Consider the following 15803-nt stretch of genomic DNA (forward strand, 5'->3'; position numbering starts at 1 on the left):
TCCCGGGCGACCTACCGCCCGACCGTGACCCCGGAGGGGAGCACCCACGTCGATGCGTCCACGGGTACCACCTCCTCGGCCTCTCGCACGGCCGTCCGGAAGGTAGCAGTGGCCGTGGTCCGCCGGCAGGTCCGGCGGGACCGATGAGTTCGCGCGTCTCCGCCGGTCCGAGCTCGCAGGGCGGGCCGTGCAGCAGGAGGACACATGCGGAAGATCGTCGTGCAGCTGATGCTGTCGCTGGACGGGTACTTCGAGGGGCCCGACCACGACCTGGGCTGGCACCGCGTCGACGAGGAACTGCACCGGCACTTCAACGAGCACCTCGCGACCATGAGCGCCTTCATCGAGGGCCGGGTCACCTACGAGCTGATGGAGGCGGTCTGGCCGACCGCCGACCAGGACCCGGACCTCCCGCCGGTCATGCACGAGTTCGCCGGCACCTGGCGGGCGGTGCCGAAGATCGTGTTCTCCCGCACGCTGCAGGAGGTCGGCCCCAACGCCTCGCTGCGGGCGGAGGTCGACCCCGACGAGATCCGCGCACTGAAGCAGCAGCCCGGAGGGGACATGACGCTGGGCGGGGCCGACCTGGTGGAGACCTTCCGCCGGCTGGACCTGGTCGACGAGTACCGGCTCTACGTCGCCCCGGTCGTCGTCGGCCGCGGACGGCGGCTGTTCGGGACGGCCGGCTCCCCGACCGACCTGGAGCTGGTGGAGACCCGGAGGTTCGGCAACGGCGTCGTCCTGCTGCGCCACGCCGTCCAGCGGCCGCAGGACCTCCGGTCGTGACCGCCGTCGCGCGGGGGAAGCTCCTCCTGTCGTCGATGGGCCCCTCGCCCTCGCACGACCAGGCGCTCGCCGGCCTGGTCGGCAAGCCCCTGGGGGAGATCCGGGTCGGGTACGTCGAGAACGCCTACGACGTCTACGACGACCGGGAGACGCTGGAGGAGGGGCGGGAGAGCCTGCGCCGCGACGGGTACGTCTTCGACCTGGTCGACCTGCGCGGGTGGCGGGACGACCACCAGGGGCTGCGGGAGCTGCTCGGCCAGTTCGACGCCCTCCTGCTCACCGGCGGCAACCCGTTCCACCTCCGGTCGCTGATGCGGCTCACCGGCGCCGACGCGCTGATCACCGAGCGCGTCCGGGACGGCATGGTCTACGCGGGCGCCAGCGCCGCCGCCGTGGTCGCCGGCCCGACCCTGCGGCACTTCGACGAGCTCGACGACCCCGCTGAGGCGGAGGAGCTGATCTGGGACGGCCTGGGGCTGACGTCGGTCGTCGTGGCACCGCACGTCGACGACCCCGAGTTCGGCGCCGGCTGCCGCCGGGCCGGGGACCTGTGCGCGGCCGAGGGGCACACCGTCGTGCGCCTGACCAACACCCAGGCGCTCGTGATCGACGGGGACGAGCGGCGCCTCGTGTGAGCCCGGAGCGGCGGCCGCGGTGCCACGCTCGCGGGCATGGACGGACGAGGCGCGCGGGCGGTCGTCGAGGAGATGCTGCGGCGCCAGCAGGCGGGGGACGACGGCTGGCTCGACGAACTCGTCGCCGTCGACATGGTCAACCACGCGGCCGGTCCCCAGGGCCGCGAGGGGCTGACCGAGATCCTGCGCACCATCGACCACGACCTCGGGCCGGTCACCCTCGAGCAGCACCACCTCGTCGGCGACGGCGACGTCGTGGCGCAGCACCTGACCCTGCGCGGAACCCACCGGGCCTCGACGATGCCGCTGCTCGCGGGCGTGCCCCCGTCGGGTCGTCGCGTGGCGTGGCGCTTCATCCACCTCTGGCGCGTCGCGGGCGGGGTGGTCGTCGAGCACTGGGCGTGCCGCGACGACATGGGCCTGCTCGAGCAGGTGCGCGGCTGATCGCGCCGGTCCGGGCCGGGACCGCCGTCAGGCCCAGTCGGCCGCGGTGAGACCGACCGCGTGACCGGGGGGCCACTGGACCAGCTCGATCCGGTTGCCGTCGGGGTCGGTGACCCAGCTGGTGAGGAAGTCCGCCGACCCGTCGGGTGACCGGGGTTCGGCGACCTCGATGCCCCTCGCCCGGAGCGCGGCGACCGTGCCGGCCATCGACTCCACCTGCACGACCAGGTGGCTCAGGCCGCTGCCCCGCTCCCGGCCGGGCTGTCCGGCACCCGGCCGACCACCTCGTAGCCGACGGCGGTGTGGAACGCGACCGCCCGGTCGGGATCGGCCACCCGGAGCCCGACGTGCAACGTCCTCACGGGTCCGCTCCCGGCCGCCGGACCTGGTAGCGCAGGTGCAGGACCCGGTGCTCGGGGTCGGTGTCCGACGCGTCCAGCACCCGGGTCAGCTCGAGCTCGGTCCGCTCGGCGGGGAGCTGGTCGAACAGCCGCCGTCCCTGGCCGAGGAGGACGGGGACGACGTGCAGCTCCATCTCGTCGAGCTCACCGGCCAGCAGCAGCGCTCGCCCGGCCCCGGTGCCCAGGACCAGCACGTCGGCGTCACCGGCGGCGACGCGGGCCTGCGCGGCACAGGTGGCGACGTCGCTGACGTAGCGCACGCTGCCCGGCGGGGGCTCCTCCGGCACGTGGTGGGTGAGCACGAGGACCGGGACGCCGTCGTGGTGGTCGCCGCCCCACCGGCCGGCGTGCTCGTAGGTGCGCCGGCCCGCGATCACCGCGCGGGTCGCGTTCGCCTCGGTGAACACCTGACCGTCCGGCCCCGGGTCGAGGCGGTGGTCGAGCCAGTTGAACAGCCGGAACCCGCCGACGCCCATCGGCTCCTGCGGACCGTCCTGCGGCCCGACGACGAGACCGTCGAGGGACACGGTCATGTCGAGCCGGATCGCCTGCGTCCTCGGTGGCGTCGTGGGTGTCGTCATGGGTCGGACCTCCCGTCCCGGAGTCCCCCGTCGCGGTGCTGCCGCGAGCCGAGCACCGGCCCGACCCCGGGTCAACCGGAGACCGGCCCGCGGGCGCCACCACGGGGACCTCCGTGCCTGGACGGGCGACGACGCCCGCTGCCACCGTCGGCCGGTGGACCTCAGCCGCGCGCGTCCGTGGGCACGCGCGGCCGGGCTCACCGGCACGGCCGCGAACGTCCTCCTGGTCGCCTTCTACGCCGTCGAGGCGGGACGCCGCCGGGTCCTGCCCGTGTCGCTCGGGTCGGCCAACGACGTCGTCGGGTCGGTCGGCACGGCGCTGATGGTGCCGGCGGTGCTGGCGGTCAGCCCGGGCCGGTGGACCCGCCGGCTGGGGCTGACCTCGACCGGGGTGCTCACCCTCGCCGGACCGGCGCTGGTGCTCGGGCTCGTGCCGTTCCGCGTGCAGGCGCCGGTCGCGCTCGGCGCGTTCGGGGGCCTGGCCGGCTGGCTCCTGCTGAGCAGCCGGGGCCGGCGCGGGGAGCTGCCGGACGAGGTCACCCGGCTCGGCGAGGTGTGCGGTGGCGCGGTGCTCGCCGGCGGGGCCGTGGCCGGCGCCGGCCTGCTGCTGCCGCGGGGGTCCCTCCTGCGGCGGGCCGTCGTGGCGGTCGGCGCGACACCGGCCGCCCTGGGTGCGCTCGCCGTACCGGTGTGGTTCCTGCGGCTCGGCCGGGCGCCGTCCTCCTGACGACGCGGCCGCGAATGGCGTGGGAAAGGGGCACTCCCGGCCCCGGGAACGGGGCCGGGAGTGCCCGTCAGGAAAGGGCGGGAATCACCACCCGCGCGCCGAGTGCGCGGGACCCCGACCGTGGTCGCGCGCATTCCCCCGGTCGAACCAGCGGCACAGGTCGATGATCCGGGCGTCCAGCCGGACCCATTCCTCGGACACCGGCACGCCCTCGGCGTCCACGGTCACCCGCACCTCGGCCTCACCCTTCTTGAAGTAGGCGAGGTCCCCCTCCGGCAGGCCCGCGGCGTCCCACGCGGCCTGCTGGACCTCGTCGATCGGGAACAGCACCGACGGGCCGGCCAGGGTGATCGTCGCCCCGGTCGGGCCGGAGACCTCGACACCCGGCCCCGAGATGTCCAGCTCGTCGATCACCGCACCGTCGGCGCGGGTGAGGTCGACGGTCCATGCGCCACGGAACTCCGTCCTCGTCGTGCCGTCCGGGTTCTCGGTCACCCGCACCTCGACCTCCCGCACGTCCCCGCTCTCCAGCGTGACGGTGCTGTCGCACGCCTGGAACGAGACGGGGGCGTAGTAGTCCGGGATGACCTCCTCGACCGGGACGAACCCGTCGTCCTCGTGTCCGTCGGGACCACCGTCCGCCAGTGCCGGAGTGGCACCGAGTCCGACGACGACAGCCGCCAGGACACCGACCGTGGAAGTGCGTCGCATCGTCTTCTCCCCGTCGTTCTCGAAAGACACCGGCCCCGCTTTTCTCCCACGCGTGTCAACAGAGACCAAGGTCCCCGTTCGAGGACCATTTCCGTGACGGCACGTCATTTTCCCGGTGCATTCCGGAGCGCTTCTCCACAGCGCGTGGCGGCGGTCCTACGGCGGGTACCGACCCGGTATGGCACTGCGCAACGCGGCGGTCGCGGCCACCGGCCGGTGGACCGACCCCGACGACGGCGTCCGCTACCCCTCCGGCGAGGTGCACGCCTGGGAGCAGGGGCGCAACGAGACCGTCTGCGGCCTGTCGCTGTCGCGGTCGCGGCTCGCCCGCTTCCCGCACGTCGCCTGGTCCGACGTCCAGCCCGAGTCCGGCCGGCACGCGGAGGAGGTGGCGGCGGTCTGCCGCCGCTGCCGCGCCGGGCTCGGCGCCCGCCGGGACGACCGCGGCTGGACCCGCACCGACCCGCGCCCCTGACCGGGATCCTCCCGACGTGGCGGACGAGGACTGGGACGGGGCGACGTCGATGCGCCTGGCCTGCCTGGCCCTCGACGACCGCGGCCGGCTGACCGACGACCTCGTCACCGCCCTCGCCGTCCGCGGGACGCTGCTGGTCGACCTGGCGCTCCGGGGCCGCCTCGCCGAGACCGAGGACGCCGTGGCGCTCGACGGCCGGCCGACCGGCTTCCCGCCCGCCGACCGGTTGCTCACCGGGGCGGTCGGGTCCCCCGGGTCCCTGGCCGACCTCCTGCGCCGCGGCCGCGTCGACCAGCGCGATCTGGCCGCCGAGCACCTGCGCCGGGGCAGCTGGACCCGCAGGGGGCGGTGGCCGCGGCGGTACGTCGACCACCGCGCGGCCCGCACCCGCGACGACGAGCGCGCGATGACCGCCGGCCCCGACCACGCCTGGCCCCCCGACGACGCCGCGCTCGCCGCGGTGGCGAGCACGCTCGGCATCCTCGCCACCGAGCGCGCCCTGCCCACGGAGGCGCTGCTGGCGGCGGCCGGGCCGGTGCGGTGGGTCGTGGAGATCGTGGTGGCCGAGGTCGACCGGGCGCTGGCCCGCGGCCGGGCGCTGCGCCGCGCCGTGACCTCGGCCGACGGGACACCCGGATGAGCGCGGCGCACCCGTCGAAGGGAAACCTCCGGGGCTCCGAGGCGTTACCGTTCCAGATGCACGACGGAACCCCGGCAACGGCGCCGGGGCGATGCGGAGGTGGCACAGCACGATGGAGACCACGGTGGTCGACGTCCCGGAACGGGGACGGTTCGAGGTGCGGGTCGGCGAGCGCGTCGTCGGACTGGCCAGCTACCACGTCGAGAACGGCACGATGGCCCTGCCGCACACCGAGGTGGACCCGTCCATGGGTGGCCGCGGGCTCGGCACCGTCCTGGTCGCCGGCGTCCTCGACGCCGTCCGCGAGCGGGGGCTGACCGTCCTCCCCTACTGCTCCTTCGTCCGCCACTACATCCAGCAGCACCCGGAGACGCTGGACCTGGTCGCCGACGAGGACAAGCCCCGGTTCGGGCTGGCCACCGCCGACCACTGACCGGCCGCTGACCTGCGGCGTCGCACCGGGCCACCTATTCTGGGGCGGGTGCCGACCGCCCTGCTCTGGTTCCGCCGCGACCTCCGGCTCAGCGACCACCCGGCACTGCTGGCCGCGGTCGACGCCGCCGGCGCCGGCGGCACGGTGGTGCCCGTCTTCGTCGTCGACCCGCGGCTGTGGGAGCCCTCGGGGCGCCCGCGCCGGGAGTTCCTGCGCGGCTGCCTGGCCGACCTGCGCGAGCAGACCGGCGGGGCGCTGGTCGTCCGCTCCGGCGACCCGGTGCGCGTGCTCCCCGACCTCGTCCGCGAGACCGGGGCGGTGAGCGTGCACGTCTCCGCCGACGCGGGCGTCTACGGCCGGGCCCGCGACGCCGCCGTCGAGGAGGCACTCGGCGAGGTCCCGCTGGTGCGCACCGGGTCGCCCTACGGCGTCACCCCGGGGCGGCTCACCAAGGACGACGGCACGCCGTTCAAGGTCTACTCGCCCTTCGCCCGCGCCTGGCGCGCCCGCGGCGTGCACTCCCCCGCCGCCCGCCCCGACGCCGTCGCCTGGGCCGACGGCGTCCCCACCGAGGACCTGCCGCCGGCCCAGGACCTCGGCGGCACGGTGCTCCCCCCGGCCGGCGAGCGGGCCGGCCTCGACGCGTGGGCGCTCTTCCGCGACCAGCGCCTCCTCGGCTACGCCACCGGCCGCAACACCCCGGGCGCCGACGGCACCAGCCGGCTCTCGGCGCACCTGAAGTACGGCACCGTCCACCCCCGGACGCTGCTCGCCGAGGCGCGGGCCCTCGGCGGGGACTCCGCCGAGGCGGTGGACAAGTTCGTCGGCGAGCTGATCTGGCGCGACTTCTACGCCGACGTCCTGTGGCACCGCCCGGAGACCGCGCGCGAGCCGTTCACCCCCGCCATGCGGCGGATGCAGTACGACACCGGCCCGGTCGCCGACGAGCACTTCGCCGCCTGGGCGGAGGGCCGCACCGGCTACCCGATCGTCGACGCCGGGATGCGGCAGCTGCACGGTGAGGCCTACGTGCACAACCGGGTGCGGATGGTCGTCGCCTCGTTCCTGTGCAAGGACCTGCACATCGACTGGCGGCGCGGGGCGCGCCACTTCCTCGACCACCTGGTCGACGGCGACCTGGCCAGCAACCAGCACGGCTGGCAGTGGGTGGCCGGCACCGGCACCGACCCCTCGCCGTACCACCGGGTGTTCAACCCGACCCGGCAGGGCCAGCAGTTCGACCCCGACGGCACCTACGTGCGGCGCTGGGTGCCCGAGCTGCGCGACGTCCCCGACCGGTACGTGCACGAGCCGTGGGCGATGCCCGGCGGTCCTCCGGAGGGCTACCCCGCGCCCGTCGTCGACCACGCCGAGGAGCGCCAGGTGGCGCTGGCCCGGTACCAGGCGGTGCGGGATGCCTGAGGGCCACACCCTGTTCCGGTTGGCGAGGGAGCAGTCGGAGCTGTTCGCCGGCCGGCCGGTGCACGTGACCAGCCCGCAGGGCCGCTTCGCCGCCGGTGCCGCGCTGCTCGACGGCCGCGTGCTGGAGGAGGTCACCAGCTACGGCAAGCACCTGTTCGCCGACTTCGGCGGCCCCGTCCTGCACGTGCACCTGGGCCTCTACGGCACCTACACCACCGGCCTCGGCGACCCGCCGTCCCCGCGCGGCGCGCTGCGGATGCGGTGGACCGCCGACGGGCCCAAGGGCGAGGGCGCGTGGACCGACCTGCGCGGCGCGACGGCCTGCGACGTCCTCACCCAGCCCGAGGTCGACGCGATCCTCGACCGGCTGGGCCCCGACCCGCTGCGCACCCGCCGCGGCGGGCCGCTGTCCCACGCGAAGGTGGCGCGCAGCCGGACGGCGGTCGGCGCGCTGCTGATGGACCAGTCGGTGCTGGCCGGCGTCGGCAACGTCTACCGCGCCGAGATCCTCTTCCGGCACCGGATCTCGCCGTTCCGCCCGGGCCGCGACGTCGGCGCGCCGGAGTGGCAGGCGCTGTGGGACGACCTGGTGGTGCTCATGCGCGCCGGCGTCCGGATGGGCCGGATCGTGACCACCCTCCCGGCCGACCGCTCCCGCCGGTCGGGGGCGGTGCGCCGGGAGGACGCGCACTACGTCTACCGGCGCACCGGCCTGCCCTGCCGCACCTGCGGCACCGAGGTGCGCACCGAGGAGATGGTCGGCCGCAACCTCTACTGGTGCCCCGTCTGCCAGGCGGCCTGAGCGCGGCGCGAGATCGGCGGTCTCGTGGCCATCAGGCGTCGATGGCCACGAGAGCGCCGATCTCGTCGGGCGGTGGCGTCAGAGGGCGCCCTTGGCCGGGTCGCCGGCCGGCAGCGCGTCGAGCACGGTCACCGACGGCGGGGCGGTCAGCTTGCCCTCCAGCCGCCCCGACAGCTCGCTGAGCGGGCCGGCCTTGCCGTGGGCGGCCAGCGCCTCCGGGCTCTCCCACTTCTCCACCATCACCAGGGCACCGTCGCGGCCCTCGTGCAGCGAGTAGCGCTCGCACCCGGGCTCCTCGTGCACCCTCGGCACCGTCTCGAGCACCGCCTGGCGGACCTCCTCCGCGTGCTCGGCCTTCGGGCTGATGGTGGCGACGACGACGACGGACACGGGCGGTCCCCCCTGCTCTCGCGGATCGGGTTCGGCGACGGTGATCTGGCGGACCACTACCCGGGCGGGCCAGGATCCCAGTCGTGTCGGACGAGACTGATCCGGGAGACGGCCGGCCGCTGCGGGTGGCCGTCATCGGCGCCGGCCCGGCCGGCATCTACACCGCCGAGGCCCTCACCCGCCGCGCGCCGGTCCCGGTGACCGTCGACCTGCTCGACCGGCTGCCGACCCCCTTCGGCCTGGTCCGGCACGGCATCGCCCCCGACCACCCGAAGATGCGCGCGATCCGCGACACCCTGCACCGGGCGCTCGACGACCCCGGCGTGCGGTTCGTCGGCAACGTCGAGGTGGGCACCGACATCACCCTCGAGGACCTGCGCGCGCACGTCGACGCCGTCGTCTACACCTACGGCGCGGCGCTGGACCGCCCGCTGTCCATCGACGGCGAGGACCTGCCCGGCAGCCTCGCCGCCACCGACCTCGTCGCCTGGTACTGCGGCCACCCCGACGCCGACCGGGCGCGGGTGGAGGCCTCGCTGGCGGGGGTGCGCCGCGCCGTCGTCGTCGGCGTCGGCAACGTCGCCCTCGACGTCGCCCGGGTGCTGTCCCGCGCGCCGCAGGAGCTCGAGCCCACCGACATGCCGCAGCACGTCCTCGACGCGCTGGCCGCGGCGCCGGTCGAGGAGGTCACCGTGCTCGGTCGCCGCGGCCCGGCGCAGGCCTCCTTCACCACGATGGAGCTGCGCGAGCTCGACGGCCTCGAGCAGGCCACCGTGCTGGTCGACCCCGCCGACCTGGAGCTGAGCCCAGCCGCCGAGGAGCGCATCGCCGGCGACCGCAACGCCACCCGCAACCTCGCCGTGCTGCGGGAGTGGGCCGGGCACCGGCCCGAGCCCGGCCGGGTGCGGCTGCACCTGCGTTTCCACCGCCGGCCGGTGCGGCTGCTCGGCGCCGACCGGGTCACCGGCGTGGAGGTCGAGCGCACCACGGTCGACGACGAGGGCCGCGCCGTGGGCACCGGCGAGTACGAGGTGCTGCCCGCCGACCTGGTGGTGCGCTCGGTCGGCTACCGCGGGCAGGGCCTGCCCGGGCTGCCGGTCGACCAGCGCAGCGGCACCGTGCCCAACGAGGACGGCCGGGTGCTGCGCGACGGCGCCCCGTCGGCCGGGGAGTACGTGGCGGGCTGGATCAAGCGCGGGCCCACCGGCGTCGTCGGCACCAACAAGCACGATGCCCGGGAGACGGTCGCGTCGCTGCTGGCCGACGCCGAGGCCGGGGTGATCGGCCCGCACGGCGACCGCGACGACCTGGTGCACACGCTGCGGGCCCGCGGCGCCGAGCCGGTGCTGCTGGAGGACTGGCGGGCCATCGACGCCGCCGAGGTCGCCCTCGGCGCCACCCGCGGCCGGGCGCGCACCACCCTGCACGAGCGGGAGTCGCTGCTGTCGGCCGTGCGCGCCGCCGCCCGCTAACCGACCGCGGCGATCAGGTCGCGCGCGGCCCGGTCGGTGGCCGCGGCGGCGAAGCGGATCAGCGTCTCGGTGTCCGGCCGCAGCCGCAGCGGCGCGCCGTCCGGGGTCAGCGCCACCCCGCCGGCCCCGGCCAGCACCGCCAGTCCCCCGGCGACGTCGTGCACGTGCGTCCCGCTGCGGTCGAGGTCGTGCCAGGCGCCGGCCGACCCGTCGGCGACCAGGCACAGGTCGACGGCGGTGCAGCCGGTGACCCGCACCCGCGCCGCCGTCGCCGGGACCCGCACCACCCGCCCCGACGGCGCGACGACGGTGCTGCCCTCGCGCACGTGCGCCGGCACCCCGTCGCGCCAGGCGCCCACCCCTGCCGTCCCCGACCAGCGCCGGCCCGAGGACAGGTCGACCACCAGCCCGGCCACCGCCTGCCCGCGGTCGACCAGCGCGGCGGAGAACGCCCACGGCGGCAGCCCGGCGCGGAAGTTGCCGGTGCCGTCGAGCGGGTCGAGCACCACCCACGGCCGGTCCTCGGGCACCGACGGGTCGGCCCGCTCCTCGGAGAGCACCGGCACCCCGAGCGGGGCCAGCACCTCCACCGCCGCGGCGTGCGCCGCCTCGTCGGCGGCGATCGACCAGCTGCCGTCGTCCTTGCGGTGGTCCCGACCGGTGTCGCGGGCGAGGGCGACCGCCATCTCCACCCGGGTGGCGGCCAGCGCGGCCAGGTGCGCGAAGCGCTCGGTGAGCGGCGCGTCCTCCGGTGGCGGCTCGACGTCGAGCACCCGGCCGGTGCCGGTGTCGCGGACGCTCGAGCAGCCCCAGGCGGAGGCGACGGCGAGCAGCGCGGCGCGCCCGGTGACGTGCGTGGAGCGGTGCAGGACGACGGCCTCGGTGGTGCCCTCGTCGGTCCAGCGGCGGCGCAGGTGGGCCGCGGCGTCGTCGGCGACGAGCAGCCGGGCGCCCGGGTCGAGCAGCTCGGCGGCGAGCGCCGGCGGGCCGACGCCCAGCAGCCGGGCCACGGCGCGCAGGTCCGCCCCCGACGCCGCCACCCACATCGTCTCCGTCACGGTCCCCCCGCCGTCCGCCCTGACGGCACGGTAGGCCACCGGGACCGGGCGGGTAGGGCGCCACGGTGACCGTCTCCGCGCGCACCGGCCTCGACGACGTCGACGTCGTCCTCCTCGTGCACCGCGAGCCCCCCGAGCTGCTCGCCCGCCACCACGCGGCGCTCGCGGCGGCCACCGGCCCGGGCTGGCGCGGCCGGGCGCTGCTGGTGGAGAACGACCCCGCGCCGCGCACCTCCGCCGCGGCGCGGGCCCTGCTGCGCGAGCGCTACCCGGACGCCGACCGGCGGGTGCTGCGCGCGCCGCGCAACCTCGGCTTCGCCCGCGCCATGGACCTCGCCGTCGACGCCTGCCGCGGCCGCTACGTGGCACTGGTCAACTCCGACGGCGAGCCCGAGCCGGGGATGCTGCACCGGCTGGCCGAGGTCCTCGACGCCGAGCCGGCCGCGGTCTGGGCGGCGCCGGCCGTCGAGGGCCCCGGCGAGGAGGACCACCCGCCCGGCCCGCCCTTCGCCGCCGACGACCTGCCCGGCACCGCGCTGCTCCTCCGCCGCGAGGACTTCCTCGCCGCCGGCGGCTTCGACCCGCTCTACTTCTTCTACAACGAGGACCGCGACGCCTCCCTGCGGCTGCGCGCCGCCGGGCACCTGCTGCTGCGCGTCCCCGGCACCCGCTTCCGGCACGGCAAGGACGGCCCCCGCGCCGGGCTGCTGCGCGAGTGGCACTACGCCCGCACGGCGCAGGTGCTCGTCCCGCAGCACGCCCGCCGCCCGGTGCGGGAGACGGCGGCCTTCCTCGCCCGCCGGCCGCCGGCCGTGGCCCGGCACCTGCGCGACGGCGACCCGGCCGGCGCCGCCGGCATCGCGCTGGCCCTGCTGGAGCTGCCGCGCGCGCTGGCGCTGGCCGCCGCCCGGCGCCGCCGCCCCTGGGACGGCGACCGGCTGGCCGCCTGGCTCGACCGGCACCGGCTGCCGGTGACCGCCCCCTGACCGGAGTTGCCTAACCGGAGTTGCGCAGCGCCGTGGCGATCCCGTTGATGGTCAGCTGGATGTTGCGGCGCACCAGCTCGTCGTCGTCGCCGGTGCGGCGGCGGCGCAGCATCTCCACCTGCAGGTGGTGCAGCGGCTCCAGGTAGGGGAAGCGGTTGCGGATCGAGCGCACCAGCGACGGGTTGTCGGCGAGCAGGTGGTCGTCGCCGGTGACGGCCAGCAGCACCCGGCAGGTGCGCTCGTGCTCGGCGGTGATCTGGTCGAACACCCGCGCCCGCAGCTCCTCGTCGGGCACCAGCCCGGCGTAGCGGGCGGCGAGGTCGAGGTCGGTCTTGGCCAGCACCATCCCCATGTTCGACAGCACGGTGCGCAGGAACGGCCAGCGCCGGTGCAGCTCCTGCAGCCGGGCCAGGCGCGCCGGGTCGCCGTCGATCCACGACTCCAGGGCCGTCCCCGTGCCGTACCAGCCCGGCAGCATGATCCGCGCCTGCGACCAGCTGAACACCCAGGGGATGGCGCGCAGGTCGGCGATGCGGTCACCGGCCTTGCGCGAGGGCGGGCGGCTGCCGATGTTGAGCTCGGCGAGCTCCCGGATCGGCGTCGCGGCGCGGAACCACTCCACGAAGCCCGGGGTCTCGTGCACCAGCGCCCGGTAGGCGGCCTGCGCGCGGGCGGCGAGGTCGTCGAGCAGCGCGTAGGCGTCCTCGGCGTCGTCGCCGAGCCCCTCGACGTCGAGCAGGGTGGCCTCCAGCGTGGCCGCGACCAGCGCCTCGAGGTTGCGCCGGGCGAGGTCGGGCTCGCCGTACTTGGCCGCGATCACCTCGCCCTGCTCGGTGATCCGCAGCGCGCCGGCCACCGCACCGGGCGGCTGGGCGCGGATCGCCTCGTAGCTCGGCCCGCCGCCGCGGCCGACCGTGCCCCCGCGGCCGTGGAACAGCCGCAGCCGCACGCCCTCCCGCCGCGCCACCTCCACCAGCGCGAGCTCCGCCCGGTACAGCGCCCAGTTGGCGGCGAGGTAGCCGCCGTCCTTGTTGCTGTCGGAGTAGCCGAGCATGACCTCCTGCGCGTCGCCGCGGCTGCGCACCAGCGCCCGGTACAGCGGCTGGGCGAGGACGGCGGTCATGGTCTCGCCGGCGGCCTGCAGGTCGGCGATGGTCTCGAACAGCGGTGAGATGCCCACCGGGCACGAGGGCCCCGCGGGCCCGTCCGGGTCGAGCAGCCCGACCTCCTTGAGCAGGACGGCGACCTCGAGCACGTCGCTGACCGACTCGCACATGCTGATCACGTAGTTCGGGATGGCCCGGGGGCCCAGCAGCGCCACCTGCTCGGCGGCGGCGACCAGCAGGTCGAGTTCCCCGCGGGCCAGCTCGGACAGCTGCGCGTCGGGCCGCACCAGCGGCCGGCGCATCCGCAGCTCGCCGGCCAGCAGCTCCACCCGCGCGGCCTCGTCGAGGGCGGCGTAGTCGGGGCAGACCCCGGCCCAGGCCAGCAGCTCGCCGACGACCTCCTCGTGGACGGCGGAGTTCTGCCGCATGTCCAGTCCGGCGAGGTGGAAGCCGAACACCTCGACGGCGTCGCGCAGCCGGGCCAGCCGGTCGTCGGCCAGCGCCCCCGCGCCGTGGCTGCGCAGCGAGGCGTCGACGACGGCGAGGTCGGCGAGCAGCTCGCCCGGCTCGTCGTAGGGCTCCAGGTCGGCCACCGGCGGGACACCCGGCACCCGCCCGAGGACCCGCCGCGCGGTGGCGGCCAGCCGGGCGTGGATGCCGTTGACCGCCCGGCGGTAGGGCTCGTCGGCGCGGAACGGCGAGTCGTCGCGGGAGGCCTCGGCCAGGTGGGACAGCTCCGGCGTCGGGGTGACCAGCCGATCGGACATCGACAGCTCGCGGTAGAGCCCCACCAGCTCGCCGAGGTGGTGGGTCAGCGCCGTCTCGGCGTGCCGGGTGCTGGCCCGCCGGACCGCCTCGGCGGTGACGAACGGGTTGCCGTCGCGGTCACCGCCGATCCACGAGCCCGGCTGCAGCACCGGCTGGGTGGGCAGCCCGCTGCCGGGCCAGCGCGCGCCCAGCTCCCGGCGCAGGTCGGCGTTGATCTCGGGCACCACCCGGAACAGCGACAGGTCGTAGTAGCGCAGCGCCTCGTCGATCTCGTCGGTGAGCCGCAGCCGCGACAGCCGCAGCAGCGCCGTCTGCCAGAGCGTGAGGACCGCGCGCTCCAGCTCCGCCGACCAGGCGGCCTCGTCGACCTCGCCGGGCGCCATCCGGTCGCGCCGGCGGATCAGCTCGGTGACCTGCTGCTGCACCTGGGAGATGGTCGTGCGGCGCACCTCGGTGGGGTGGGCGGTGACCACGGGGACCACCAGCGCGCCGGCCAGCTCGCGGGCGACGGCGTCGGGGTCGAGGCCGGCGCGGTCGAGGAGGGCGAAGGTGGCCGCCAGGCTGCCCGGCTGCGGCGGGGAGCCGGCACGGCGGTGGTGCCGACGGCGGCGCTCGTGGTGCAGGTCCTCGGCGAGGTTGGCCAGCAGCGAGAAGTGGCTGAACGCGCGGATGACGTGGTTGGCCGCGCGGACGTCGAGGTCGCCCAGGCGGTGCGCCAGGTCGGCCCGGTCGGTCTCCGAGCGGCGCACCGCGAAGGCCTGCACGCGGGTGGACTCGACCAGGTCCAGCACGTCGTCGCCGGACTGCTCGCGGATGACCTCGCCGAGGACGCGGCCCAGCAACCGGATGTCCTCGCGCAGCGGGGCGTCGTCGGCCCGGCCGCCGCCCTCCGGGTCGCGCCCGGGCAGGCGGAGGTCGGCGACGTCGACGGTTGCTTCCGACATGGCCCGCAGTATCGACCGCCCGTGTGACGGGCACGTGTCCCGGGCACCTGCGCGGGGGTGGAGACCCTGCGCGCCACCCCCGCCTCCGCCGCGCCCGCCGACCACGGCGAGGGCCCGACCTGGGACGACACCCGCCGCGAGCTGCTGTGGGTCGACATCTCGGCGGGCACGGTCCGCCGCGGCGCCGTCGACGGCGACGACGTGCGCGACACCGGGTCGCTGCACGCCGGTGACACCGTCGGCGTCGTCGTCCCCGCCGCGGCCGGTGGCTGGCTGGCCGGCGCCGGGGGCGGGTTCACCCACGTCGCCGAGGACGGCACCGCGCGCGTGCTGGTCGACCTGGCCGGCGAGGGCGGCGGGGAGGACGACGGCGGCACCCGGATGAACGACGGCAAGTGCGACCCCGCCGGGCGCTTCTACGCGGGGACGATGGCCTTCGACCAGCGGCCCGGCGTCGGCGCCCTCTACCGGCTCGACACCGACGGCACCGTCACCACCGTGCGCGAGAGCATGACCGTGTCCAACGGCCTGGGCTGGTCACCCGACGGCCGCACCGTCTACCTGACCGACTCCGGCCCCGGCCTGGTGCACGCCTTCGCCTACGACCTCGCCGACGGGGCCTTCGGCGACGGCCGGGTGCTGCTGGAGACCGGTGGCCCCGACGGCGTCGCCGACGGGCTGACCGTCGACGACGAGGGCTGCCTGTGGACCGCGATGTGGGGCGGCGGCCAGGTGCGCCGCTGGTCGCCCGAGGGGGAGCTGCTCGCCGTCGTCGAGGTGGGCGTGGCGCACACGTCGAGCTGCGCGTTCGTGGGTGACCTGCTCGTCGTCAGCACCGCTCGGGGCGAGGAGGACGAGCCCGACGCCGGGCGGCTGTTCACCGTGCGGCCGGGGGTGTCGGGCCCGGCCGCGGAGCCCTACCGGGGCCCGCTGGCCGGCCTCCGCCAGGTGGTTAAGCTGGCGTGCACTGCCGCGGAAGTGCACGGATCCAGCGTGCACTTCCGCGGAAGTGCCCGGATCCA

At 76.3% G+C, this 15803-nt stretch carries 18 protein-coding genes and 1 pseudogene; 12 read left to right on the forward strand and 7 right to left on the reverse strand.

All coding sequences use genetic code 11. The features are described from left to right. Positions 1-204 precede the first annotated feature (204 nt). The 3 genes from ACI8AD_RS05935 to ACI8AD_RS05945 are packed head-to-tail and all read left to right on the forward strand — an operon-like array spanning position 205 to position 1865. Positions 205-786, forward strand: a complete 582-nt coding sequence (locus ACI8AD_RS05935; RefSeq protein ID WP_456869599.1) for a dihydrofolate reductase family protein — start codon at positions 205-207, stop codon at positions 784-786. Next, positions 783-1421 carry a Type 1 glutamine amidotransferase-like domain-containing protein gene (locus tag ACI8AD_RS05940; RefSeq protein WP_456869600.1) on the forward strand — a complete coding sequence of 213 codons (639 nt, stop codon included), beginning with the start codon at positions 783-785 and terminating at the stop codon, positions 1419-1421. The genes ACI8AD_RS05935 and ACI8AD_RS05940 overlap by 4 nt, the downstream gene beginning before the upstream one ends. Before the next feature lie 36 nt (positions 1422-1457). Continuing rightward, positions 1458-1865 (forward strand): ester cyclase, encoded by a 408-nt coding sequence (locus ACI8AD_RS05945; RefSeq protein ID WP_456869601.1) that lies wholly within the window; start codon positions 1458-1460, stop codon positions 1863-1865. A gap of 27 nt (positions 1866-1892) precedes the next feature. Here the strand turns inward: ACI8AD_RS05945 and ACI8AD_RS05950 are convergent, their stop codons facing one another. The 3 genes from ACI8AD_RS05950 to ACI8AD_RS05960 are packed head-to-tail and all read right to left on the reverse strand — an operon-like array spanning position 1893 to position 2847. Then, complete coding sequence (locus tag ACI8AD_RS05950) at positions 1893-2072, reverse strand: VOC family protein (protein ID WP_456869602.1); 180 nt, start codon at positions 2070-2072, stop codon at positions 1893-1895. A 26-nt stretch (positions 2073-2098) separates the two neighbouring features. Beyond that, entirely contained in the window at positions 2099-2227 is a 129-nt protein-coding gene (locus ACI8AD_RS05955) for a VOC family protein (RefSeq protein ID WP_456869603.1), read from the reverse strand. Continuing rightward, positions 2224-2847, reverse strand: a complete 624-nt coding sequence (locus tag ACI8AD_RS05960; RefSeq protein ID WP_456869604.1) for a dihydrofolate reductase family protein — start codon at positions 2845-2847, stop codon at positions 2224-2226. The genes ACI8AD_RS05955 and ACI8AD_RS05960 overlap by 4 nt, the downstream gene beginning before the upstream one ends. A 154-nt stretch (positions 2848-3001) precedes the next feature. Between ACI8AD_RS05960 and ACI8AD_RS05965 the strand changes: the two genes are divergently transcribed. Further along, positions 3002-3574, forward strand: a complete 573-nt coding sequence (locus ACI8AD_RS05965; RefSeq protein WP_456869605.1) for a hypothetical protein — start codon at positions 3002-3004, stop codon at positions 3572-3574. Positions 3575-3658: 84 nt separating this feature from the next. Here ACI8AD_RS05965 and ACI8AD_RS05970 read toward each other — a convergent pair whose 3' ends face one another. After that, a complete protein-coding gene (locus ACI8AD_RS05970) occupies positions 3659-4285 on the reverse strand; it encodes a hypothetical protein (protein WP_456869606.1) in 627 nt (208 codons plus the stop codon). Positions 4286-4463: 178 nt separating this feature from the next. Here ACI8AD_RS05970 and ACI8AD_RS05975 point away from each other — a divergent pair, with 178 nt between their 5' ends. The 5 genes from ACI8AD_RS05975 to ACI8AD_RS05995 all read left to right on the forward strand — a co-directional run bounded on the left by ACI8AD_RS05975 (position 4464) and on the right by ACI8AD_RS05995 (position 8057). After that, positions 4464-4760, forward strand: a complete 297-nt coding sequence (locus ACI8AD_RS05975; RefSeq protein ID WP_456869607.1) for a hypothetical protein — start codon at positions 4464-4466, stop codon at positions 4758-4760. Between the two features lie 16 nt (positions 4761-4776). Then, complete coding sequence (locus ACI8AD_RS05980; RefSeq protein ID WP_456869608.1) at positions 4777-5400, forward strand: hypothetical protein; 624 nt, start codon at positions 4777-4779, stop codon at positions 5398-5400. A gap of 112 nt (positions 5401-5512) precedes the next feature. Then, a complete protein-coding gene (locus ACI8AD_RS05985; RefSeq protein ID WP_456869609.1) occupies positions 5513-5833 on the forward strand; it encodes a GNAT family N-acetyltransferase in 321 nt (106 codons plus the stop codon). A gap of 48 nt (positions 5834-5881) precedes the next feature. After that, positions 5882-7255 (forward strand): cryptochrome/photolyase family protein, encoded by a 1374-nt coding sequence (locus ACI8AD_RS05990; protein WP_456869610.1) that lies wholly within the window; start codon positions 5882-5884, stop codon positions 7253-7255. A gap of 19 nt (positions 7256-7274) precedes the next feature. Next, a complete protein-coding gene (locus ACI8AD_RS05995; protein ID WP_456869611.1) occupies positions 7275-8057 on the forward strand; it encodes an Fpg/Nei family DNA glycosylase in 783 nt (260 codons plus the stop codon). A 78-nt stretch (positions 8058-8135) separates the two neighbouring features. Here the strand turns inward: ACI8AD_RS05995 and ACI8AD_RS06000 are convergent, their stop codons facing one another. Next, complete coding sequence (locus ACI8AD_RS06000) at positions 8136-8447, reverse strand: putative quinol monooxygenase (protein WP_456869612.1); 312 nt, start codon at positions 8445-8447, stop codon at positions 8136-8138. Between the two features lie 83 nt (positions 8448-8530). Between ACI8AD_RS06000 and ACI8AD_RS06005 the strand changes: the two genes are divergently transcribed. Continuing rightward, positions 8531-9919, forward strand: a complete 1389-nt coding sequence (locus tag ACI8AD_RS06005; protein WP_456869613.1) for an FAD-dependent oxidoreductase — start codon at positions 8531-8533, stop codon at positions 9917-9919. On the opposite strand, the gene ACI8AD_RS06010 is transcribed toward ACI8AD_RS06005, so the two are convergent. Continuing rightward, the gene (locus tag ACI8AD_RS06010; RefSeq protein ID WP_456869614.1) at positions 9916-10977 is read right to left on the reverse strand and encodes an inositol monophosphatase family protein; all 1062 of its coding nucleotides are present in this window, start codon (positions 10975-10977) and stop codon (positions 9916-9918) included. The genes ACI8AD_RS06005 and ACI8AD_RS06010 overlap by 4 nt on opposite strands. A gap of 65 nt (positions 10978-11042) precedes the next feature. On the opposite strand from ACI8AD_RS06010, the gene ACI8AD_RS06015 reads away from it, so the two are divergent. Further along, entirely contained in the window at positions 11043-11963 is a 921-nt protein-coding gene (locus ACI8AD_RS06015) for a glycosyltransferase family 2 protein (protein WP_456869615.1), read from the forward strand. Between the two features lie 10 nt (positions 11964-11973). On the opposite strand, the gene ppc is transcribed toward ACI8AD_RS06015, so the two are convergent. Further along, positions 11974-14781: a phosphoenolpyruvate carboxylase gene (ppc, locus tag ACI8AD_RS06020; protein WP_456869616.1), complete on the reverse strand. Its 2808-nt coding sequence runs from the start codon at positions 14779-14781 to the stop codon at positions 11974-11976. Positions 14782-14838: 57 nt separating this feature from the next. On the opposite strand from ppc, the pseudogene ACI8AD_RS06025 reads away from it, so the two are divergent. Further along, a pseudogene (locus ACI8AD_RS06025) lies at positions 14839-15597 on the forward strand (SMP-30/gluconolactonase/LRE family protein); the annotation flags it as partial. Positions 15598-15803 lie beyond the last annotated feature (206 nt).

Source organism: Geodermatophilus sp. SYSU D00766 (assembly GCF_054049915.1).